Source organism: Austwickia chelonae NBRC 105200 (assembly GCF_000298175.1).
Classification (GTDB): domain Bacteria; phylum Actinomycetota; class Actinomycetes; order Actinomycetales; family Dermatophilaceae; genus Austwickia; species Austwickia chelonae.
Window position 1 is genome coordinate 1 of record NZ_BAGZ01000002.1, and the last position, 22,396, is coordinate 22,396.

Below are 22,396 nucleotides of genomic sequence, written 5' to 3' on the forward strand. Positions count from 1 at the left end.
CCGCCACAGCGGCTGCGCCTTGGCTTTCTCGAGTTCTTCGAACAACCGCAGGGTGTTCTCCCGCGGTTTGCCCGGTGACTTCGCGGTCGCTTTCGTGAAGAAGTACGGCACGCGTTCGGGGCGCAGGGGCCCGATGCGTTTCCGGGTCAGAGGGGTCTCACGCCACACCCGCACATCGGCCAGGTCGTCCAGTGTGAGGGAGAACAGTCTGGACTCGCTGTCCAGCACGGGCTTGTGTCGAGGGGTCCCCCAGCTGTCCGCTTCTGCGGGACGCCCGCTCTCGGGGTCGGCGAGGGCGACGGCGGCCTCCCATCCCAGGGCCTCGATGTCGAAGGCTCCCCTCGAGGCCAGCCCGTGGACCCGTTCGCGGAGTTGGCTCGGGCAGGACCGGGCGTTGGGGCACCGGATGTCCTTGTCGCCGTCCTTCTCGAAGGCCAGTTCGGTGCCGCAGGCGGGGCAGTGCGTCGGCATGACGAACTCGGTCTCGTGGCCTTCGCGCAGTTCGACGACCGGTCCGACGATCTCGGGGATCACGTCGCCGGCCTTGCGCAGCACGATCGTGTCGCCGATGAGGACGCCCTTGCGTTTGACGTCGAAGCCGTTGTGCAGGGTAGCCATGGACACGGTCGATCCGGCGACCTTCACCGGTTCCATCACTCCGTAGGGGGTGACCCGTCCGGTACGACCGACGTTGACCTCGATGGCCAGCAAGGTGGTGGTGACCTCTTCGGGCGGGTACTTGTAGGCGATGGCCCAGCGGGGTGCCCGGGAGGTCGATCCGAGGGATCGTTGCACCGCGATCTCGTCGACCTTGACGACGATGCCGTCGAGTTCGTGTTCGACCGAGTGTCGGTGCTCACCGAAGTACGCGATCCGTTCCCTGACCTCCCGGGGGTCGTCGAGCACGCGGGCGTGTGGGCTGGTGGGGAGCCCCCACGCGGCGAGTGCCGTATAGGCCTGCGACTGTCTGCTGATGTCGAAGCCGACCCGTGCTCCGATGCCGTGCACCAGCATCCGTAGCGGACGTGAGGCGGTGACCCGGGGGTCTTTCTGGCGCAGGGAGCCTGCTGCGGCATTGCGCGGGTTGGCGAAGGGCGATTTTCCGGCCTCGACGAGTCCGGCGTTGAGCTCGGCGAAGGCTTCCACGGGGAAGAAGACCTCGCCCCGGACCTCGACCAGTTCCGGCACGGGGTGTTCCGAGGTGCCGGTCAGCCGTCCGGGGATTCCTTCGATCGTCCGGACGTTCATGGTCACGTCCTCGCCCGTACGTCCGTCCCCTCTGGTGAGTGCCCGGGTCAACCGTCCGTTCTCGTAGAGCAGGTTGACGGCCAGTCCGTCGATCTTCAGCTCGGTCAGCCAGTGGATCGGGGCCGCGCCGACCGATCGGAGGACCCGGTCGAACCAGTCGTCCAGTTCGGCCTCGTCGAAGACGTTGTCGAGGCTCATCATCCGCTCGCGGTGGTCCACCGGGGTGAACTCGGTGGAGAAGGTGCCGCCGACCCGCTGGGTCGGGCTGTCGGGGGTGCGCAGCTCGGGGTAACGCTCTTCCAGGTGCGTCAGTCGACCGATCAGCCGGTCGAATTCGCCGTCCGAGACGGTCGGGGTGTCCTTGACGTAGTAGGCGAACTGGTGCTGCCTGATCTGCTCGGCCAGATCGGCCCATTCGTGTCGGGCTCGGGTGTCGGCCGTGGGTGTCTCGTCGGAGGGGGCGGGAGCGGGCACAGGCGATGTCTCGTCGGAGAAGCGGGTCACATTTCCTATCGTGCCGCACGGTGGGGGCGGCTCCTGGACGACACGGGACGGCGGGGGCGGGTCCTGCCCGGACGGAAAAGCTGGAAAAACAGCCGGACGCGATAAGGTGGCTCGGTCCGGCCGCCGGTCCGAGCCGACGGCTATGAGCGATCATCAGCGGGGTAGGCCTGAGAAATGTGCGGTATTTGCGGTTTTATCGACCCGACGACGACATATGACCGAGAGCAGGTCATCCGCGCTTCTGCCGGGCAGATCGCGCACCGCGGCCCCGACGACGACGGTTTCCACATCGACGGAGACGCTCATCTGGGCTTCCGCCGTCTCTCGATCATCGACCTGGAGGACGGGCACCAGCCCCTGTTCAACGAGGACGGCACGAAGGTCATCACCTTCAACGGTGAGATCTACAACTATCGGAGTCTGCGTGACCAGCTCATCACGCGTGGACACAACTTCCGCACCCGGTCGGACACCGAAGTTCTGCTGCACGCCTACGACGAGTACGGCGACAAGATGTTCGACCACATCCGCGGGATGTTCGGTTTCGCCGTGTGGGACACCAGGGAGCGGGAGCTCTTCCTGGCCCGCGACTTCTTCGGCATCAAGCCGCTCTACTACGCCCCGCTGCGGGACGGCATCGTCTGGGCCAGCGAGATCAAGTGCATCCTGGAGAACCCTCAGGTCAAGCGGGAACTGAACCTGCAGGGGTTGGCGAGCTACCTGAGCTTCCAGTACAACCCGCTGGACGAGACGATGTTCGAGGGCATCCACAAGCTGCCCCCGGCCCACTTCCTGCGGTGGAAGGACGGCAAGTTCCAGATCAAGCGGTACTGGTCCGCCGACTTCCAACCGGAGATCGGTCGCCCCTTCGAGGACCACGTCGAGGAACTCTCGGCGGTCCTGGAGGATTCGGTGAAGGCCCACATGATCGCCGACGTCGAGGTGGGTTCCTTCCTGTCCTCGGGTGTCGACTCCAGCTTCGTGGCGGCCAGCTTCGGCGGGCAGCGCACCTTCACCGTGGGCTTCGCCAATGCCGGTTACAGCGAGATCGACGCGGCGCTGGCCCTGGCCAAGGACATCGGCGTGGAGTCCCATTCGAAGGTGATCACGCCCACCGAGTACTGGGACACCCTGTCCGACATCCAGTGGCACATGGACGAGCCCCTGGCCGACCCGGCGTGTGTCCCCTTGTACTTCGTGGCCAATCTGGCCAGGGAGCACGTCAAGGTGGTGCTCTCCGGTGAAGGCGCCGACGAACTCTTCGGTGGCTACCAGATCTACAACGAGCCCTACGGTCTGCGGCACCTGACCGGAGCCCCGACTCCGGTGCGTCGTGGTTTGGGCATGTTGGGCGACAAGATGCCCCGCCTGCACGGGCACAACTACCTGCGTCGTGGTTCTCTCGACCTGCAGGACCGCTTCATCGGGAACGCCTACCACTTCCGTGCTCCGGAAGTCGCAGCACTGATGAACGACGAGCTGCGCAATCCGCTGCTCCCCCAGGACATCACCGGGCCTCGCTACGCTCTGACCGTCGGCCAGGACGAGGTCACCCGGATGCAGCACCTGGACATCAATCTGTGGATGGTCGGCGACATCCTCCTGAAGGCCGACAAGATGTCGATGGCCAATTCCTTGGAGGTCCGGGTGCCCTTCCTGGACAAGGAGGTCATGAAGGTCGCGGCGAAGATTCCGGCAGAGTACCGGGTCGACGGTCACCAGACGAAGATGGCCTTCCGGGCGGCGGCGAAGAACAAGCTGCCCAAGGAGTACTACGAGCGTCCGAAGCTCGGTTTCCCGGTGCCCATTCGGGTGTGGCTCAAGCAACAGCCGTGGAACGGCAGGGTGCGGGACACCTTCACCTCACCGACCGCTCGGCATTTCTTCAACACGAAGATGCTCCGCCAGCTGCTCGACGACCACAGCGCAGGCAAGGTGGACAACAGCCGACTCATCTGGACGGTCTACATCTTCCTGGTGTGGCACGAGCGTTACTTCGGCTGATCTGTTCCGCGAATACCCCGGTGGTCGGGACCCGCTCGACAGCGGGTCCCGACCACCGGGTTTTCCTGTCCTGGGTCAGCGGACCAGGTTGCGCAGTGCGCTCTTCTGCTGCTCGTCGTCATATCCGGGGTTGACGATGGTCACCGGGTTGGCGATGAGGTTCAGCGGGTTGGACCCTTCGTAGACCTTGATGGTGGCGGTTCTCCAACCGGTCTGCCAGCCGGAGAGGAAGAGCCCTGCATCGAGGTCGAGCTGCCGAATCTCACCGCTCGCCATGGTCCATTCGATGAGCATCCGGTCGCCGCTGAGCGCATTCTTGGCCAGGAAGGCGAAGGTGTGGCACAGCGCTACATCGGAGATCCTCACCGCGTAGGGGTTGATGAGCTGCAGGGAGGCGATGGTCTTCCCGTCGCGTGTGACGGTGACATCGGCCGAGGTCCAGCCGGGCTGACGTCCGCTGTACCACCAGCCCTTGCCTGCGGCCGGGTCGGTACCGCGGTAGACATTGGTGCTGACGACATCGCTGGTGTGGACCACGGTGCGCCAACGGACGGTGACTTCGTCCTTGGCTTTGAGTCCTGTGAAGTCGAAGCCGAAGGCCCTTTCCTCCCGTTGGACGTAGGAGGCGATGGTGGCTTTCTTGCCGACGATGCGGTTCTGCTCGATGGCGCTGCTCTTCCAGGGTGCTTCTCCCGGGATGAGTTGTTGCACCGGCAGGGCTTCACCAGAGGGTGCTTCCGCCACCGGGGCGGGGATGCCGGGGTTGGGGACCGCAGGCGCGGCGGCACCGGGGGCCGGCCGATGTTCGGGGGTGGCTGCTTGTGCCGGTCCTGCGGTGAGGGCAAAGCCCAGGAGGGCCGCGGTACCGATAGTGATCAGGCGTTTCTTCGCCATGACATACCCCTTTCCGGCGCTCCTGTGCGCCGGTCGTGTGCCAGTGTCGGGCTCGCAGGGGCCGTCCGACCGACCGTGGTGACGTCCGGGTCGGTCTACTCGCGCAGGGTCGCCGATCTGCTCCTCGAGTCAGGGGCGTAGGTGGATACGGCCTGTTCAGGGCACAGGTCGACGACTGGTGAACGGCTCGGGAAGAACCCGAATGCGCTTGGGAGGGCGCAGGACCCAGGCTACGTTAAGCAGAGCAGTATGAGAAGAAAAAGAATTTTGTTCCTTTTTGAGTTATTTTGCTTCTTCTCGAGCGTCCCTTAACGTTCAGCTTCCTCGGCGAGTTCGGCAGCGGCCTCGACGAGCCGACGATGGACAGCGACGGCCTCGGCGGGGCTGTGCCCGGCGAGCCCGCAGGCCGGGGCGAGGACGACCTGGTCGAGTAGTCGTCGTTCCAGCCCGAGCTCGCGCCAGGCGGTGCGAACGGGATCGGCCAGGGTCTGCGCCGTGGGTGATTCCCCCGGGAGAACAGGCACCCCGGCCCAGAACTCCATGCCGTCCTCCACTGCTTCCGCTACCGATTCCCAGCCACGGACACCGAGCCGGGAGATGTCCACGGCCAGGGCGTCCGCGCCCGCCTGACGCAGGAGAGGCACCGGCACCCTGTCCGCGCAACAATGAACCAGCACACCCCCGGTGGCCGGTTCCGTCGCGTTTTCCCGGCCTGCATCCGCCGTCCGCCGAGGAGACCGTTCCCGACGGACGACGTCGATCACCTCCGCCAACTGCCGCCGGACCTCTTCGGGGTCGATCGCACGCAACCGACCGAATCCGCTGCTGGTCGGAAGGCTGCCGGCCAGCACGGCCGGGAGGAGCGGCTCGTCCACCTGGACGACCAGGTCCGCTCCCGGCAGAAGTCGACGGACGTCGGCCAGATGTTCCTCGATCCCGGCGGCCAGGGAAGCCGCGACATCCCGGCAGGCTCCCGGGTCGACGATCGTCCGCTCTCCCCGGTGCACGCGCAGTTCGGCGGCCAGGGTCCAGGGACCGGCCACCTGAAGTTTGAGGATGCCGTGGTAACCGTCGAAGGCTTCGGCGAGTTCGTCGAGGTCGTTGCGCAGGTAGCCGCGGGCCCTGGAGTGGTCGCGCCCGGGCCGGTCGACGATCCGCCACCCGGAGGGCTGGAGGTCGACCGGCATGTCGACGAGCAGGGCCGCGGTCCGGCCGATCATGTCGGCACCGGGCCCCCTCCCCGGTAGCTCGGGGAGATAAGGGACTCCGGGTCGTCCGGTGCGGCTCTGATCGGTCAGCAGGTCGCGCACGATGTGCACGGCCTCCCGCACCATGTTGTCGTCGTGGCCGGGCCATGATCCGAGTGCGCTGCTTCTGCTCACCGGCTCAGCCTAGGCGGACCCGTCAGCCGGAGTGAGCCGCGCTCGCGCGGGAACAGCCTCGCATTCTTCTCATCAAGTATCGATGAGTTTTTACTAAGAAAGCACAACCCTGCCTCAACTTGTTCATACTCTGAGGAGTTGTTGCCGCGCGTTCCCCAGCACCGCCCGAAACGAGTGTGTGATGTCCGAGACCGCCCTGCGAGGCCCCTATCTCACCTTCGAAGCAGACCCCTTCGTCGACGACAGCTCCCGGTCGGTCCGGTACGAATCCGACGGCCTGATCGTCCTCGCCGCCGGACAGATCGTCGACTGCGGTCCTGCCCGCCCTCTCCTACGCACCCTGCCTCCGGAGACGGTGATCCACCACTACCCCGGCCGGTTGATCCTGCCCGGGTTCGTCGACACCCATGTCCACTTCCCGCAGAGCCGGATGATCGCCTCCTACGGTGCCCAGCTCGTCGACTGGTTGAACACCTACACCTTCCCCACCGAGCTGGCCTTCGCCTCCCCGGAGCGGTGCCGCACGGACGCGGACTTCTTCCTCGACGAACTCCTCCGCAATGGCACCACCTGCGCGACCTCCTACAGCACTGTCTTCCCCGCCTCCGTCGACGCCCTGTTCGCCGCAGCGGAGGAACGCGGCGGCATGCGCATCCGTACCGGAAAGATGTGCATGGACCGTCATGCACCTCCCGGGTTGTGCGACACCCCCGAACGGGCCTACACGGAGTCGGCCGAACTCATCGGACGCTGGCACGGCCGAGGACGAGCCGACTATGTCATCAGCCCCCGGTTCGCCCCGACATCCACCGAAGCCCAGCTCGAAGCCGTCCAGGCCCTCGCCGACGATTATCCCGACCTGGCCGTCCAGACCCACCTCTCGGAGAACCTCCGGGAGATCGCCTGGGTCCGGGAGCTCTTCCCCGGCGCCAGGAATTACACCGAGGTCTACGACCGTTACGGGCTGCTCCGCCCCGGAAGCATCCTGGGACACGGCGTCCATCTCGACGCCGACGAACTCGCATTGCTCGCCGAGCGGGGTGCGACCATCGCACACTGCCCCACCTCGAACTTCTTCCTGGGCTCGGGGATCTTCGACCTGATCCGCACTCGCCAGGGCGCACATCCGGTGGCCGTGGGCATCGGCAGCGACGTCGGCGCCGGCACCTCCTTCTCCCTGCTGAGCACGCTCGCTGAGGCCTACAAAGCCGCCCAACTGCACGACCGGTCGATCAGCCCCGAGCAACTGATCTATCTCGCCACCGCCGGCGGCGCGGACGCCATCGGGCTGGGCGAGCGCATCGGCCGGATCCGCCCCGGCTACGACGGCGACCTGGTCGTGCTCGATCCCGCGGCGACGCCGCTGCTACGCGCCCGCACCGCCCAGGCCGATCACCTTGCCGATCTCCTCTTCGCGATGATCGTCCTAGGGGACGACCGGACCGTACAGGCCACCTATGTCGGCGGACGGAAATGGCATGACCGGGACCGTGTCGAACCGCCCCGGCCACCCGGGGAAGGTCAGCGCCGAGAAGTTCCGCAGATAGTGGCCGATCCGATCACCCGAGTGCCTTCGTAGAGCACCGCTGCCTGCCCGGCCGCCACGCCCCTGGTGCGCCGGGCCAACCGGATCGTGACCTGGCCCTCCTCCTCGACCACGGCGACCGCAGGGATCTCCTCCCCGTGCGCCCGCAGCTGTACACCGCAGGCCAGCTCCCCCGATGGCGGGGCGCCGCACCACCGCGCCCGGGTGCCGACGATGACATCGATCCCCAACATCTCCTCGGGGCCGATCACCACCCGGTTCGTCGGGACGTCGACCTCGGTGACATAGCGAGGACGTCCGTCCTGAGCAGGCCTGCGCAGAGCCAGACCACGACGTTGCCCCACCGTGTAGGCGTAAGCCCCGGTGTGTTCGCCCACCACCGAGCCCGACTCGTCGACGATCTGCCCGGGCTGCTCCCCGAGCCGCGCTGCGAGATAACCCCGGGTGTCTCCGTCGGCGATGAAACAGATGTCGTGGCTGTCCGGCTTGGCAGCCACGGCGAATCCCCGCGCCGCAGCCTCCACCCGGATACGGCTCTTGGTCGAATCACCCAACGGGAAGAAAGAACACGCCAGCTGTTCGGCGTCCAGCACGCCCAAGACATAGGACTGGTCCTTGGCCGGGTCCACGGCGCGGTGCAGTTCGCGACGCCCTGTCGTGTTCATCCTGTCGCCGGGCATGCTCACCTGGGCGTAGTGACCGGTGGCCACTCCGTCGAAGCCCAAGGCCAGGGCCTTGTCCAAGAGCGCGGCGAACTTGATGCGCTCGTTGCACCGCAAGCACGGATTGGGGGTACGCCCGGCGGCGTACTCGGTGAGGAAGTCCTCGACGACGTCACGGTGGAACTCCTCGGCCATGTCCCAGACGTAGAAGGGGATCCCGACCTTGTCGGCCACTCGTCGGGCGTCGTCGGAGTCCTCGGCCGTGCAACATCCGCGGGCGGAGGTACGCAGGGTCGCCGCGCTGCGGGAGAGCGCAAGGTGCACCCCGACCACGTCGTGTCCGGCCTCGACCATCCGGGAGGCGGCGACGGCGGAGTCGACCCCGCCGCTCATGGCAGCCACGATCCGCATCAACGCGCTCCTTCCCGGGCCACGGCCCGGGCCACGGTGGCCGCGTGGGCACGCTGAGCCCGTTCCACCGCCTCGGGCAGTGCGCTCAGGAAGACGTCGACATCTTCCCCGGTACTCGACCACCCCAGGGTGAGACGCAGTGCGCCTCTGGCTTCTTCCTCGGGGTAACCCATCGCCAACAGGACGTGACTGGGCTGAGGGACCCCGGCGTGACAGGCCGACCCGGTGGAACAGGACACTCCGGCCGCGTCCAGCAGGAAGAGCAACGAATCGCCCTCGCATCCGGGGATCAGCACGTGGGCATGGGTGGGGGCGCGGCCGACCGCGTCACCGGGCTCCCAGACCCCGGTGACGCGGGCTCCTTCGACCGTGTCGAGCACTCCGCGGATCAGCCGGTCGCGCAGCTCGGCCAGGCGAACAGCCTCCTCGGCCCGCCGGTCCACCGCCAGCCGCACCGCCTTGGCCAGCCCCACGATCAACGGCATCGCCAGGGTGCCGCTGCGCAGACGACGCTCCTGTCCCCCGCCGTGGCTGATCGCTCGCACCGGGGCGTCCCTGGCCGCCAGCAGGATGCCGGCCCCCACAGGCCCTCCGATCTTGTGGCCGGTGGCTGCCAGGAGGGTCGCTCCGCTGGCCGCGAAGTCCACCGGGACCTTGCCGACGGCCTGGACGGCGTCGGTGAAGGTGGGTAGGTCGTACTCACGGGCCAGCGCGCAGATCTCGGCGACGGGTTGGACCACCCCGGTCTCGTTGTTGGCCCACATCCCGAGGACGGCGACGACGGTGTCCGACCCGCCGAGTGTCGTGTTCTCGACGGCGGCGCGGAAGGCTTCCGGGCGGGTCACCCCGTCCCGGCCGGGATCGACCCAGGTGACCTGGGCCCCTTCGTGGGCCACGAGGTCCTCGACGCTGTCCAGGACGGCCGAGTGCTCGGCGGAGGAGACCACGAGACGTCGTCGCCGGGGGTTGGAGGCGTTGACGTGTCGGTAGAGCCCCTTGACCGCGAGATTGTCCGATTCGGTGCCTCCGGAGGTGAAGAGGACCTCCGAGGGGCGAGCGCCCAAGGCCTCGGCCAGGTCCTCCCTGGCTTCCTCCACCCGCCGACGGGTGGCTCGCCCGCAGGTGTGCAGCGAGCTGGGGTTGCCCAGTTCCAGCATGGCCTCATGAACCGCCTGCGCGACCTCGGGGAGGATCGGCGAGGTGGCGGCATGGTCGAGGTAGACACTCACGTGGATCAATCTTAGGTGTCCCTGTGTCCCGCCGACGCCTTTCCTCCGAGCAGGACGGTCGTCCAGTCGATACCGTTGAGCCCCAGCCTCATCGCACAATTTGCGCAACTATCGGGGATTCTGTCGCAAAACAAGGACCTTCGTTACCGGGACGTCACCTTTCCGTCCAGTAATCTCGTCCTGTCGGCGACAACCAAGACCTTCCGGTTCCCGCCCTTCGATCACCCGAGCCCCGACGCTGCCCCCCGAAGCCGTCGGGGCTCGGTGCTGTCCGCAGCCGTCCGACCGCAGTCGAGGGCCGGCCCACCGCTGCGGCCCGGCCCTCGATCCCAGATCGGCGTTCTCAGCCTCGAGTCGCCTTCACCTGCGCATCGGCCTGCGGGAGTACCTCGAACAGATCTCCGACCACCCCGAAATCGACCAGTTCGAAGATCGGCGCCTCCTCGTCCTTGTTGATCGCGATGATCGTCTTGGACGTCTGCATCCCGGCCCGGTGCTGGATCGCCCCGGAGATACCGCAGGCCACGTACAACTGCGGGCTGACCTGCTTGCCCGTCTGACCGACCTGAGAGGTGTGCGGATACCAGCCCGCGTCGACCGCAGCACGCGAAGCCCCCACCGCGGCCCCGAGCGTATCGGCGAAGGACTCCACCGGAGAGAAGTCGCCGCCGGTACCTCGGCCGCCGGAGACCACGATGGCGGCCTCGGTGAGCTCCGGACGTCCCGACTTCTGCTTCTCCTTACGTTCGGTGATCCGGGCGCCCTTGGCCGTATCCGACAAGGCGAGGTCGATCTTCTCCACCGCGGCATCCCCTGAAATCTCCTGAGGAGCACATGAATTGGGCTTCACAGTGATGATCGGCGTCCCCTGGGTCACCGTGGCCTCGACCGTATAGGAGCCGGCGAAGACCGACTGCGTCGTCTCCACACCTTCACCCCCGGCCCGCACGTCGACCGCATCCGTGATCAAGCCGGACGACGACTTGATCGACAACCGGGCCGCGATCTCCTTACCGTGCGCGCTACTGGACACGAGCACCGCCACCGGAGAAGTCTTCTCCACAAGCTGCGCCAGGACCTCCGCCACCGGAGCCACCAGATAGCCATCGGCCTCGCCGCCGACGGCATAAACCTTCGCCGCGCCGTACCTGCCCAACGACTCGGACGCCTTCTCGACCCCCTCGCCGACGAATACCGCAGACGGCTCACCCAGCCGCGCCGCCAGGGTCAACATCTCCGCCGTCGTCCTCCGCACGGCCCCGTCGACGTGATCGACCAGGACGAGAACCTCGGTCATCGTCTTATCTCCTCTCGCGAAACCGGCTCAGACGAACTTCTGGATGGACAGGAACTGGGCCAGCACCGCACCGCCCTGGCCGTCGTCGGTGACGATCAGGCCCTGCTCCCGCGGAGGACGCTTCGCCGTCGACAACACCTTGGTCCACGCGGCGTCGAGACCGACCTGCCCGGAGTCGACCCCCACATCGGCCAACGACCAGGTCTCGACGGGTTTCTTCTTGGCCGCCATGATCCCCTTGAAGGAGGGATACCTCGGTTCGTTGATCTGATCGGTCACGGAGACCACCGCAGGCAGTTCCGCCTCGACCATCTCGGTCGCGATGTCACCGTCCCGGCGGATCCTCGCCCGGCCGCCGTCGACCACCAGCTCGGAGGCGAAAGTCACCTGAGGCAGGCCCAGCCGCTCGGCCAACATCGCCGGCACCACGGACATCGTCCCGTCCGTGGAGGCCATCCCGGTCAGGACGAGATCCGGGCGACCGATCTTCTCGATCGCCGCGGCCAGGATCAACGAGGTCGCCGGCGCGTCCGAACCGGCGACAGCCTCGTCACAGACGTGAACACCCTTGTCGGCCCCCATCTGCAAGGCCTTCTTCACCGCATCGACAGCCCGTTCCGGACCGAGGGTCAACACGGTGACCTCGCCGTCCCCGACCTCCTTGATCTTCAAGGCCTCCTCGATGGCGTACTCGTCCAGCTCCGACAGCAGACCGTCGGCAGACGACCGATCCGTGGTCCCGTCCTCGTCGAAGGAGCGATCGTTCTGAGCGTCCGGCACGTATTTGACACAGACGACGATGTTCATGTCTCGCCCTTCTTCTCCCTAGCCCGGCTGCCAGGACACGCTCATCGCCAGTCCTGCAGCCGACGACGGACGGTGCGGCCGATGAGCAGCCAGTCGGCCGAGGACACGGCCTCCGCGCAGAGATCACCCTCGGCGCAGCCGCCTCCACCCCGGCCGACAACTGCCACCGACACTACGCAAAGCACGCACTCCCCTCGTTCCGAGCAGAAGTGATGCGGCACACACCCGTTCGACGCAGGTCAGCAGGCCCCGCCCTCGCCCGGAAAACGAGGAGAAAGCCCTCGACGCGCCGAGATCGCGAAATCCGAGGACGGGGAGAACGACGGGACGAATCCGCTCGCCCCCTGCAGATCCACCGCCACCGGAAGCACCTCCGCAGCACCCAACCCGGCGGTCGCCGCCATCCTCATCTCCTCCTGCACCTGGTCGCGGTAACGCACCAGACGCGCAGGAGCCCCCACCACGACCGAGAAAGGCGAGAAGTCCCCCCGGACCACCGACGAGGCCCCCACCACACAGCCACGACCCAAGCGGGCGCCCCGGGTGACCACCGTCTTCGTCCCCAACCAGACGTCATCCCCCACCCGTACCGGCGACTTCACGATCCCCTGATCCTTGATGGGGATCTGCGTGCTCGTCGTGATGTGGTCGAAATCGCACAGATAGACGTCGTCACCGAACAGGCAGGCGTCACCGATCTCCACGTCCAACCAGGTGTTCACCGTGCACCGTGCGCCGAAGACCGTCTTCGCCCCCACCCGTAGGGTTCCCTCGTGGCAGCGCAGTCGCGAGCCCGGACCGATATGCGTCCACGGGCCGATGACGACTCGCCCGTACCCCCGCCGGGCCTCGATGACCACGTCCTCGTAGATGAAACAAGGACCGAGGAAGGTCACATCCGGATATCTCGCCGAGATCGCCGCCATCCGCGCATAGGACGCCAGGTCACGAGGCCGCACCGCACCTCGGGTCACCGCCCAGCGCGCGTGCGCCAGCATCTTCCTCATCGATCTCCCCCGGGCATATTCCGAGCTGGCCCGCATGCCCCCTGGCATACAGGAGCAAGGCACCCCGAGCGCGGGTGAGCCATGCCGTCCAACCTATCGACACGAGCACATCCGACCTGCGCCGGTCACCGCCCTTCGAATACGGCCTTCCCCGGCCCCTTCTCGACGAAGGAGGCCATTCCTGCCCGCGCATCCTCCGTGGCGAAGACCCCGGCGAAGAGCATCGCCTCGATGGCCGTTCCCGTCTCGACGTCGGTCTCCAGGCCCCGGTCGACAGCCTCCTTGGCGTGTCGGACGGCCATCGCCGGACCGCCGACGAACCGACGCATCCGCTCCCGGGCCGCGACCCAAGCCTGGCCCGGCGCGCTGATCTCGTCGACCAGGCCCATCTGCAAGGCCTCCTGGGCGTCGACCTGCCGTCCGGTGAAGATCATGTCCTTCGCCTTCGCCGGCCCGATCAGACGCGGCAGGCGCTGAGTGCCCCCGGCACCGGGCATCAGCCCCAACAGGACCTCCGGTTGGCCCAGCACCGCATTCTGCGCGGCGACCCGGAAATCGCAGGCCAGGGCCAGCTCGCAACCGGCGCCCAGGGCATATCCCTCGATCGCGGCCACGGTCGGTTTCCCGATCCGGGCCACCGCCGTGGTGAAACCTCCGACGTGCTTGGCCCGGCAGACCATATCCGGATAAGACATCCGGGACATCTCCTTGACGTCGGCACCGGCCGCGAAGACCTGCTCACCGCCGTACACGATGACGGCCCGGATGTCATCGCGAGCGTCCGCCTCGACGGCGTAAGCCGCAATCGCGTCCTGAACCGACGCATCCAGAGGGTTCATCCTCGGCTTGTCGACCCGGATGGTGCCGATCCCGTCGGCGACCTCGAGGCGGACGTACTCGCTCATGTCAGGCCTGTTCTTGGCTGAACGGGTCGCGTCCCATCATCATCTCGTGCCAGACGTGCACCGCCTGCAGCACCAGCTGCGTCAGCAGTGAGGAGACCAGCTTCACATCGGTGGCGGGCAGGCAGATCTGTTCACCGGCCACCAGGAGGGTGCCGTTGACCAGGCCGGCCTTGACCAGGTTGAAACGCAGGGACAGTTCGTTGCAGTTACGCAGCTGCACCGTCTCGTCACCCGGCAGGGTCTCGTCGATCTGCCACTGACCGAAGATGCGCATCAGCGGCACCTCACCTTCGAAACAGTGGACGAAGAGCTGCTGGCCGTTCACCTTGAAGGCGATGTCGCCGTCGGCGTCGATGTCGGGGCGGAAACCCTCGTCCTGCAGCGCATCGAGGACACGGCCACGCAGGGGCTGTTCGTCGGCTGGCGGCGGGAAATTGGGCAGACTAGTGGGATCGCTCATGCCCCCAACGTAGTCGGGCGACACGCGATGACACCAGTAGAGGTCCTCGAGCCGCCGTGGAAGTCCGTCCCTACGCCCTCTCCGCAGGGCTCACGACCCCCTCCGACGAACAGCTCACCTGGGCTCCGCGCAGTCGTCGTACCCATCGGCCGGATATGGTGTCAGAGTGCGCCACAGCCCGGATCTGCCGCCCCTCCTCGGGGCCCGACCCATGCAGCAGGGCACGGACTTCGCGGTCTTCGCCTCGACCGCCGAAGCCGTCGAACTGTGTCTCTTCGACTCCGGGGACCGCTCCGGCCGCTCCGAACGACGCATCGAACTGACCGACCGGGTCCACGGCGTCTGGTTCGGGCACGTCCCCGACGTCGGCCCCGGGCAGCACTACGGATACCGCGTCCACGGCGACTGGCGCCCCGAACGTGGGGAACGACACAATCCCGCCAAACTGCTCCTCGACCCCTACGCGCGGGCGATCAGCGGCGAGACCGTCCTCGCCCCGGAGATCTTCGGGCACGTCGTCGACAACCACCTGCAGAACACCGGCGACCTGATCGACGGCCGGGACAGCGCCGCCTTCGTGCCCCGCGGCGTCGTCGTGGACGACCACTTCGACTGGTCCGAGGAACCGTCCCCCCGGAGGATCCCCTGGAGCGACTCCGTCGTCTACGAGGCCCACGTACGCGGAGCCACCAGGACGCATCCGGGAATCCCCGACGAACTGCGCGGCACCTACGCAGGACTCGCCCACCCGGCCTTCCTCGACCACCTGCACCGGATCGGGATCACCACCGTCGAACTCCTCCCCGTCCACGCCTCCGTCTCCGAACCCCGACTCTCCCGGTTGGGCCTGACCAACTACTGGGGGTACAACACCCTGGGCTTCTTCGCCCCGCACGCCCCCTACGCGGCTGCTCCCGACCCGCAGGGCGCCCTCGACGAGTTCAAGTCGATGGTGCGCACCCTGCACGCCCACGGCCTCGAGGTCCTGCTCGACGTGGTCTACAACCACACCTGTGAACAGGGCCAGAGCGGTCCGACACTGAGCTGGCGCGGCTTCGACAACCGGAACTACTACCGGATCGACGACCGCGGACAGGACATCGACGTCACCGGGTGCGGCAACACCGTCGACATGCGTCACCCCATGGTGACCGGGATGGTGCTCGACTCGCTGCGTTACTGGGTGACCGAATGCCACGTCGACGGCTTCCGCTTCGACCTGGGCGTCGCACTCGCCCGCGGCCGCAATCACGACTACGACCCGAACAATCCTTTCTTCGTGGCCCTGCGCACCGACCCGGTGCTCTCCCGGGTGAAGCTGGTCGCCGAACCATGGGACTGTGGCGTCCACGGATGGCGGACAGGGCAGTTCCCCCCACCCTTCGCCGAATGGAACGACCGTTTCCGCGACACCGTGCGCACCTTCTGGCTGGTCGACATGGCGGCCACCGCCTACCGGGGGCATGGCGTCCGGGAGCTGGCCACCCGGATGGCCGGCAGCCAGGACCTCTTCGACCACAGCGACCGCGGCCCCCTGGCCAGCGTCAACTATGTCGCCGCCCACGACGGTTTCACCACCGCCGATGTCACCGCGTACGCCGACAAACACAATGACGCCAACGGAGAACAGAACCGGGACGGCCACGGCGACAACCGTTCCTACAACCACGGTGTCGAAGGCGTCACCGTCGACCCGCAGATCCTGGGCTCACGACGACGCAGCATCCGCAACCTGCTGGCCACCACGATGCTGGCCACCGGCGTACCCATGCTCTGCGCCGGGGACGAGATCGGCCGCACCCAACAGGGCAATAACAACGCCTACTGCCAGGACAACGAGATCAGCTGGATCGACTGGCAGTTGGAACAGTGGCAGGAGGATCTCGCCGACACCGTGGGTTTCCTGAGCCGGTTGCGCCGGGAGAACCAGGTCTTCCGTCAGGCCAGTTTCTTCAGCCGCCACCCCCGCCCGGGAGACAGCCGGGTGGACGTGCTCTGGTTCGGTCGCTACGGCGAACCCATGACCAGCCAGTCCTGGGAGGACCCCCGCTGTCGGGTGCTGCAGATGCTCTTGCTCGGCGACGGGATCACCTGCGCATCCTTCCTCCTGGTCTTCCAGGGGAAACATGCCACCGAAGAGGTGACCATGCCCCCGCTGTCCGGGGGGCGCAGCTACCAGCTCATCTGGGACTCCGGGTGGGAACGTCCCGGCGACGGCGGACGTATCGACCCCGGCCATGTCACCGACGTCGGCGCGTCGACCCTGCAGGTCTACCAGCTCGTATGACCGGCCGGCCTCCGCCGTGGCCGTCGGCGGAGGACACGATGTCCTACCTGGATGCGGCTCTTTCCCATGATCGAGGGGGCCGACCACCGGACAAGGTGGACGGCCCCCTCGAGGGTGCGATGACGCTCAGGCGTTGACCGCCAGCCCGAACTCCGCCGGTGAGGTCAGGTAGCGGTGGGTGGGTACGATCCGGACGGTGTACCCGAAGGCCCCGGTCTCGGTGACCCGGAGGTCGCCCTCGAACCGGTGCCTCCCGCCTTCGTAGGACTCGGCCAGGGCCAGTTCCTGGATGGCGGTGCCGGACAGTTGGTCGTTGGCGTCGACGTGACCGTAGACCACCTGGACGGAGACGTCCTCCGGGCGCAGTGCCGCCAAGGAGACGAAGGCACTGATCCGGAAGGTGTCACCCACCTGGGGTGCGTCCGGCACGCCGGCCGATTCGACGTGGTCGACGTGCAGATGGGACCACTGGTCGGTGACCTTCTGCCGGTAGGAGGCCAGGTCCTTCGCCGCTTCGAAGCCGCGGTCGGCCATCGTCCGATTGGCCTGGGCCGCCGGCAGGTAGAGGTCGCGGGTGTAGTCCTGGACCTGGCGGGTGGCCAGGACCTTGGGGCCCAGGGTGGCCAGGGTGTGGCGCATCATGGCCACCCAGCGGCGCGGGACGCCCTTCTCGTCGACGTCGTAGAAGCGTGGTGCGACCCGGTTCTCGATCAGGTCGTACAGGGCTGCGGCTTCGATGTCGTCGCGCCGGTCGGGGTCGGTGATGCCGTCGGCCGTGGGGATGTCCCATCCGTTCTCGCCGTCGAACCATTCGTCCCACCAGCCGTCGAGGATCGACAGGTTGAGGCCGCCGTTCAGCGCGGCTTTCATCCCGGAGGTGCCGCAGGCCTCCAGCGGGCGCAGGGGGTTGTTCAACCAGACGTCGCAGCCCGGGTAGAGATGGCGGGCCATGCCGATGTCGTAGTTGGGCAGGAAGACGATCCGGTGACGGATCTGCGGGTCGTCGGCGAATTGCACCATCATCTGGATGAGGCGTTTGCCGTTGTCGTCTGCGGGATGACTCTTCCCGGCGATGACCAGCTGCACCGGACGTTCGGGGTCGAGCAGGATCCGCTTGAGCCGTTCGGGGTCGCGCAGCATCAGGGTGAGCCGTTTGTACGTGGGGACCCGTCGGGCGAATCCGATGGTGAGGACGTCCGGGTCGAGGATCGACTGGGTCCATCCCAGTTCGGGCAGGGCTGCCCCGCGGTGGATCCAGCTGTCCTTCATCCGGGTGCGGGCCATGTCGACCAGGGTCTGGCGCAGTTCACGTTTCACCGACCAGATCTGTTCGTCGGTGGCCCGTTCGGCGAACTGGGCGATCTTCGCGCTGGAGGACTCCAAGGGGCCGTAGGTGTCGGCCAGGTCGAAGATCCGCTGGTCGACCCAGGTGGGGGCGTGTACGCCGTTGGTGATCGAGGTGATCGGCACCTCGGAGTCGTCGAATCCGGGCCACAGGCCGTGGAACATGTCCCGGCTGACCAGGCCGTGCAGTTTCGACACCCCGTTGGAGTGTTTGGCCATCCGCAGGCCCATCACGGCCATGTTGAACACGCCGCTCTCCCCGCCGGCGTAGGTTTCGGCGCCCAGGGCCAGCAGACGGTCCGTGGGGACGCCGTCGAGGGTGTTGTCCCCGCCGAAGTAGTGGCGGATCTGGTCGGTGCCGAAGCGGTCGATACCGGCGGGAACCGGGGTGTGCGTGGTGAATACGGTGGCGGCGCGGGTGGCTTCGACGGCTTCGTCGAAGGTCAGCCCCTTCTGGGTGACCAGTTCGTGGACCCGTTCGATCCCCAGGAAGCCGGCGTGACCCTCGTTGCAGTGGTAGACGTCTGGCTCCGGCGTGCCGGTGAGCGCGCTCCACGCGCGGAGTGCGCGTACCCCGCCCATGCCCAGCAGCATCTCCTGCAGAAGGCGCTGCTCGCCGCCGCCGCCGTAGAGCCGGTTGGTGACCGTACGCAGGTCAGGGTCGTTCTCGTGGACGTCGGAGTCGAGCAGGAGCAGGGGGATCCGGCCGACCTGGGCCTTCCAGACGAAGGCGTGCAGGGTGCGGCGGCCGGGCATCTGGAGGCTGATCAGGACGGGCTTTCCGTCGTCGTCACGCAGCAGGGACAGGGGAAGGCCGTCGGGGTCGAGCACCGGGTAGGTCTCCTGCTGCCAGCCGTCCCGGTTCAGCGACTGGGCGAAATAGCCCGTCTGGTAGAACAGGCCGACGCCGACGACCGGGACGCCCAGGTCGGAGGCCGATTTGAGGTGGTCCCCGGCGAGGATGCCCAGGCCACCGGAGTACTGGGGAAGCACCTCGGTGATACCGAACTCGGCGGAGAAGTAGGCGATCGACTGAGGCACCTGCCCCGGTGCTTCTTGCGCCCACCGTTGGTACCAGCGGTCCCCGGTGATGTAGGCCTGCAGGTCGGCGTGGGCGGCTTTGACCCGGGCGACATAGGCGGGGTCGGCGGCCAGGCGCCCCAGTTCGTCCGCTGACAGATTCGACAGCAGTGCGACCGGGTCGTGCCCCACCTTCTCCCACAGTGCTGGGGCCGTTTCGGCGAAGAGGCGACGACTTGCCGTGTGCCAGGACCAACGCAGGTTGGCGGCCAAGTCTCCCAACTCGCTGATCGACTCGGGCAGGACAGAACGGACGTTGAAGCGACGAATAGCCTTCACAACAAGAGATATTACGGGACATGCGCACAGAAGCCGAGCCCGAAGAAGACAGTAAATGCCCAGGTCAGTCCGGGTCGGACGACCTGATGGCATGACGATTCCCCCACCTCCTGAGGAGGCGGGTTCCTCGGGCCTGGAGCGCCGGCGACGGCGCCGGTGCCGGTTCCGGCGGGTGCTACGCCGTGTTCAGCGGGTCTGGACGAAGACCGCCACAGTACGGGCCGGGACGTGGGCGGCGCCGGCGGCCCGGTCCCAGGTGGCTTTCCGCACGACGGGGTCGGTTCCTGCCGCCTGGATCGGACTGAGCGACGCCGCCTGGCCTGCCATGCCGGGGACGGCCTGGCGGACCGGTGCGGGAGTGGAGTTGAAGACGACCACGATCCCACGTAGGCGGGGGTCGACGGGGGCGCCGCGGGTGTCGTCCAGACGCATCGCGATGACGCCGGGAACAGCTGAGGCGGTGCCCGAGGCCGGGAAGCTCAGTTTGGCCTTGACGGCGTCGGCGCTCCCCAGCCGAAAGAGCGGGGTGGAGTGGCGCAGTCGGAGGAGGTCCTGGGCGGCTGCGGCTGCTGCGCGGATGTCCTGCGGCGCGGGCTTGAGTCGGGGGTCGGCGAGCAGGGGTTTCTGGTACGGCCATTTGGCCTTGTTGTCCCCGGCCGGAGGCAGTCCTCGTCCGAAGCCGTTGTCCTGCATGGAGAAGTCGAGCAGGTTGAACCAGTCGCCACTGTTGTAGCTGTTGCGGTCCAGGCTCTTGCTGCGCAGGAGATCGGCTCCGGCATGCCAGAAGGAGATGCCTTGGGAGAACGCTGTCGTCGACAGGGCGAGGGTGTTCATCCGGATCCGGTCGGACATGGTCGTCGCCGGGTGCAGTTTGAGGGTCAGGGCGTCGAAGAGGGTTTCGTTGTCGTGGGCGTCGACGTAGGTCACTGTTTCGCCGGGTTGGTCGGCGTAGCCGGCTGGTTTCCCGTTGTAGTCGATTTTCGCCCCGGCGGTGGGTCGTCCGCTGGCCTGGCTGCGGAAGGTGTATCCGCGGAGGTTTCCGGCCAGGCCGAGTTGGATCAGATCGGTTTCGTGGCGTAGGCGGGCTGTTTGGGCTGCGGGGTCGCCGTTGGCTGGGGATCCGTTGGGAGCATCGGCCAGCCCGGTGGCGAATCCTTGTTTGCGCGGGTCGGCGTCGAAGGGTCCGCCGCCGCGGACGGCGTCCCGTAGGCGGTCGTTGAAGGTGGCGATGTCGGTGCCGCCGAGTTGTCCTTGGCTGGCTTGGACAAACCGGGCGTTGTCGGCGACCTCGCCGAAGTTCCATCCTTCGCCGTACAGGGTGATGGCGCGCCCGTCGATGCCGTCGGCGGCCGGCGTGAGCCGGTTCAAGGCTGTCCGGACGGCTTTCATCGTAGAGACCGAGTGGTGGCCCATCAGGTCGAAGCGGAAACCGTCGACCTTGTAGTGCTTGGCCCAGCTCACGGTGGCGTCGACCATGAGCTTGTTCATCATGGCGTGTTCGGTGGCGGTGTTGGAGCAGCAGGTGGAGGTGGTGATCTTCCCTGTGGCGTCGAGGCGGTGGTAGTAGCCGGGCACGACCCTGTCGAGGACGGAGGGTGCTGCCTGCCCATGGGCTGCGGTGTGGTTGTAGACCTGGTCGAGGACGACGCGTAGGCCTGAGGCGTGCAGGCCGCCGACCATGGTGCGGAATTCGCGGATGCGCTGGGCGCCGTCGGCGTTCTGGGTGGATGAGGCGTAGGAGCCTTCAGGTGCAAGGAAATGGTATGGGTCGTAGCCCCAGTTGAAGGCGTCTTTCGCGGCGGTCTTCTGGAGGCAGCGTTGTTGCTCTTCGCTGTCGGCCGGGTAGCTTCGCAGGTCGCAGGGCGGGCGCTGTTGGGCGCTCTTGTTCTCGGGCACGGAGGTGATGTCGAAGGAGGGCAGCAGGTGCACCGTGTTGAGCCCGGCGGAGGCCAGGGCGCGCAGGTGTCGGGTGCCGTGGCCTTGGTCGGCGAAGGCGAGGTAGGTGCCGCGGTGGTTCGGGGGCACTTTCGCGTCGGAGGCGGAGAAGTCACGGATGTGCAGCTCGTAGATCGACTGGTCGACGCTGCGGGTGAGTTTCGGGGGCCGGGCCTGTTTCCACTGTGCTGGGGCCAGTGCGGGGTCGGTCAGGTCGACGACGACCGAGCGGGTCGAGTCGGGGGTGAGCGCGGTCGAGTAGGGGTCGGTCACCTGGTTGGTGCGGATCTTGCCGGTGGCCGGGTCGAGCACGTCGATCTCGTAGAGATAGCGGGCGTTCTTCCAGCTCACGGGCCCGCGGGCCGCCCAGGATCCATCGCTGTCCGGGGTCATGGCCGTACGGGTCGCGGTGGCTGTCGGGGCGTCGGCGGCGCTGCCGGCCGGCCAGGTCAGCAGGGTGACCTTGTGGGCGGTGGGCGCCCAGAGCCGAAGGGTCGGTCGGCCGGCGGACCAAGTCACTCCGTATGAGTTCTGGACGGCTCGCCTGGCGTAGAGGGTGTCCAGGACGGGTGCGACCTGGGCTCCGGTTGCTGTGTGCAGCCGGGATCGGTCGTCGTGGAGGGTGACGGCGATCTGTCCTTTGAGAATGTTCCCCGCCTGGGTGGCCAGTGCGGCCGGAGCTTTCAACGCCAGGTAGTCCTTGAGGTGCGGGTGGGTGGTGAGCACTGACGCAGGTAGGCCTGTCTTCTGCCAGGTCAGGTCGTAGCTGGCGGGCGCGTTCAGGGTGTTTCCGGTACGAGTGATCCCGCCGCGCGGTGAACTGTGCAACCGCCAGGTGAGTTTGGCCGGGGTGTGCCCTGCGGGGAGTGCCTTGGCCGGCCAGGCGAGGAGATCGGGTGCGACCCAGACTGCTTTGGCCGTGCTCAGGTCGATGTCGCCGGACGTGGTCGAGGTGGCCGGGGCGGTGGCCACGGCTGTGAGGGGCCCGGCGGCAGCGGTGGGCGTCCCGGTCAGGGTCAGTGAAAGGGCGGCGAGGACGGCGATAGGGGCAGGACTCTTCATGGCGACTCCTGGGGCGGGTGTCGAGAAGGCCTCCGCGTCTCCGCTGGTGTGCG

The 22,396-nt window shown here is 67.2% G+C and carries 16 protein-coding genes; 3 read left to right on the top strand and 13 right to left on the bottom strand.

Annotation, left to right across the window (positions count from 1 at the left end):
- Nucleotides 1-1,722: NAD-dependent DNA ligase LigA (gene ligA / locus AUCHE_RS01025; protein WP_169315958.1), on the bottom strand; the 1,722-nt coding region annotated here is incomplete at its 3' end.
- 204 nt (nt 1,723-1,926) lie between these two features.
- Between ligA and asnB the strand changes: the two genes are divergently transcribed.
- Nucleotides 1,927-3,756, top strand: coding sequence for an asparagine synthase (glutamine-hydrolyzing) (gene asnB / locus AUCHE_RS01030; protein WP_006501394.1), 1,830 nt, complete (start codon nt 1,927-1,929; stop codon nt 3,754-3,756).
- A gap of 75 nt (nt 3,757-3,831) precedes the next feature.
- Here asnB and AUCHE_RS01035 read toward each other — a convergent pair whose 3' ends face one another.
- Nucleotides 3,832-4,650, bottom strand: coding sequence for a hypothetical protein (locus AUCHE_RS01035; RefSeq protein ID WP_006501395.1), 819 nt, complete (start codon nt 4,648-4,650; stop codon nt 3,832-3,834).
- A 308-nt stretch (nt 4,651-4,958) separates the two neighbouring features.
- The gene (locus AUCHE_RS01040; RefSeq protein ID WP_040321110.1) at nt 4,959-6,032 is read right to left on the bottom strand and encodes a uroporphyrinogen decarboxylase/cobalamine-independent methonine synthase family protein; all 1,074 of its coding nucleotides are present in this window, start codon (nt 6,030-6,032) and stop codon (nt 4,959-4,961) included.
- A 181-nt stretch (nt 6,033-6,213) separates the two neighbouring features.
- On the opposite strand from AUCHE_RS01040, the gene guaD reads away from it, so the two are divergent.
- A complete protein-coding gene (gene guaD, locus AUCHE_RS01045; protein ID WP_006501397.1) occupies nt 6,214-7,611 on the top strand; it encodes a guanine deaminase in 1,398 nt (465 codons plus the stop codon).
- Here the strand turns inward: guaD and mnmA are convergent.
- The 8 genes from mnmA to AUCHE_RS01080 all read right to left on the bottom strand — a co-directional run bounded on the left by mnmA (nt 7,554) and on the right by AUCHE_RS01080 (nt 14,356).
- Entirely contained in the window at nt 7,554-8,651 is a 1,098-nt protein-coding gene (gene mnmA / locus AUCHE_RS01050) for a tRNA 2-thiouridine(34) synthase MnmA (RefSeq protein WP_006501398.1), read from the bottom strand. The two genes, guaD and mnmA, sit on opposite strands and share 58 nt — an antisense overlap.
- On the bottom strand, nt 8,651-9,880 hold the full coding sequence (locus AUCHE_RS01055; RefSeq protein WP_006501399.1) for a cysteine desulfurase family protein: 1,230 nt from the start codon (nt 9,878-9,880) through the stop codon (nt 8,651-8,653). The genes mnmA and AUCHE_RS01055 overlap by 1 nt, the downstream gene beginning before the upstream one ends.
- A gap of 343 nt (nt 9,881-10,223) precedes the next feature.
- Nucleotides 10,224-11,177, bottom strand: a complete 954-nt coding sequence (locus AUCHE_RS01060; RefSeq protein ID WP_006501400.1) for an electron transfer flavoprotein subunit alpha/FixB family protein — start codon at nt 11,175-11,177, stop codon at nt 10,224-10,226.
- Between the two features lie 27 nt (nt 11,178-11,204).
- Nucleotides 11,205-11,984: an electron transfer flavoprotein subunit beta/FixA family protein gene (locus tag AUCHE_RS01065; RefSeq protein WP_006501401.1), complete on the bottom strand. Its 780-nt coding sequence runs from the start codon at nt 11,982-11,984 to the stop codon at nt 11,205-11,207.
- Nucleotides 11,985-12,025: 41 nt separating this feature from the next.
- A complete protein-coding gene (locus tag AUCHE_RS16425) occupies nt 12,026-12,169 on the bottom strand; it encodes a hypothetical protein (protein WP_155889030.1) in 144 nt (47 codons plus the stop codon).
- Between the two features lie 54 nt (nt 12,170-12,223).
- Nucleotides 12,224-12,991, bottom strand: coding sequence for an acyltransferase (locus AUCHE_RS15370; protein ID WP_217994325.1), 768 nt, complete (start codon nt 12,989-12,991; stop codon nt 12,224-12,226).
- A gap of 125 nt (nt 12,992-13,116) precedes the next feature.
- Entirely contained in the window at nt 13,117-13,896 is a 780-nt protein-coding gene (locus tag AUCHE_RS01075; protein WP_006501403.1) for an enoyl-CoA hydratase/isomerase family protein, read from the bottom strand.
- Nucleotide 13,897: 1 nt separating this feature from the next.
- Nucleotides 13,898-14,356, bottom strand: a complete 459-nt coding sequence (locus AUCHE_RS01080) for a nuclear hormone receptor family protein (protein WP_040321112.1) — start codon at nt 14,354-14,356, stop codon at nt 13,898-13,900.
- 166 nt (nt 14,357-14,522) lie between these two features.
- On the opposite strand from AUCHE_RS01080, the gene glgX reads away from it, so the two are divergent.
- Nucleotides 14,523-16,643, top strand: coding sequence for a glycogen debranching protein GlgX (gene glgX / locus AUCHE_RS01085; RefSeq protein ID WP_006501405.1), 2,121 nt, complete (start codon nt 14,523-14,525; stop codon nt 16,641-16,643).
- A gap of 126 nt (nt 16,644-16,769) precedes the next feature.
- On the opposite strand, the gene glgP is transcribed toward glgX, so the two are convergent.
- The gene (gene glgP / locus AUCHE_RS01090) at nt 16,770-19,346 is read right to left on the bottom strand and encodes an alpha-glucan family phosphorylase (protein WP_006501406.1); all 2,577 of its coding nucleotides are present in this window, start codon (nt 19,344-19,346) and stop codon (nt 16,770-16,772) included.
- Nucleotides 19,347-19,532: 186 nt separating this feature from the next.
- On the bottom strand, nt 19,533-22,343 hold the full coding sequence (pulA, locus tag AUCHE_RS01095) for a pullulanase-type alpha-1,6-glucosidase (RefSeq protein ID WP_006501407.1): 2,811 nt from the start codon (nt 22,341-22,343) through the stop codon (nt 19,533-19,535).
- Between the last annotated feature and the right edge of the window lie 53 nt (nt 22,344-22,396).

What these genes read in the sequence shown, in the direction of transcription:
- asnB (WP_006501394.1), top strand. Translation starts at nt 1,927, where the DNA reads ATGTGCGGTATTTGCGGTTTTATCGACCCGACGACGACATATGACCGA.
- AUCHE_RS01035 (WP_006501395.1), bottom strand. Translation starts at nt 4,650, where the DNA reads ATGGCGAAGAAACGCCTGATCACTATCGGTACCGCGGCCCTCCTGGGC.
- guaD (WP_006501397.1), top strand. Translation starts at nt 6,214, where the DNA reads ATGTCCGAGACCGCCCTGCGAGGCCCCTATCTCACCTTCGAAGCAGAC.
- mnmA (WP_006501398.1), bottom strand. Translation starts at nt 8,651, where the DNA reads ATGCGGATCGTGGCTGCCATGAGCGGCGGGGTCGACTCCGCCGTCGCC.
- AUCHE_RS01060 (WP_006501400.1), bottom strand. Translation starts at nt 11,177, where the DNA reads ATGACCGAGGTTCTCGTCCTGGTCGATCACGTCGACGGGGCCGTGCGG.
- AUCHE_RS01065 (WP_006501401.1), bottom strand. Translation starts at nt 11,984, where the DNA reads ATGAACATCGTCGTCTGTGTCAAATACGTGCCGGACGCTCAGAACGAT.
- AUCHE_RS15370 (WP_217994325.1), bottom strand. Translation starts at nt 12,991, where the DNA reads ATGAGGAAGATGCTGGCGCACGCGCGCTGGGCGGTGACCCGAGGTGCG.
- AUCHE_RS01075 (WP_006501403.1), bottom strand. Translation starts at nt 13,896, where the DNA reads ATGAGCGAGTACGTCCGCCTCGAGGTCGCCGACGGGATCGGCACCATC.
- AUCHE_RS01080 (WP_040321112.1), bottom strand. Translation starts at nt 14,356, where the DNA reads ATGAGCGATCCCACTAGTCTGCCCAATTTCCCGCCGCCAGCCGACGAA.
- pulA (WP_006501407.1), bottom strand. Translation starts at nt 22,343, where the DNA reads ATGAAGAGTCCTGCCCCTATCGCCGTCCTCGCCGCCCTTTCACTGACC.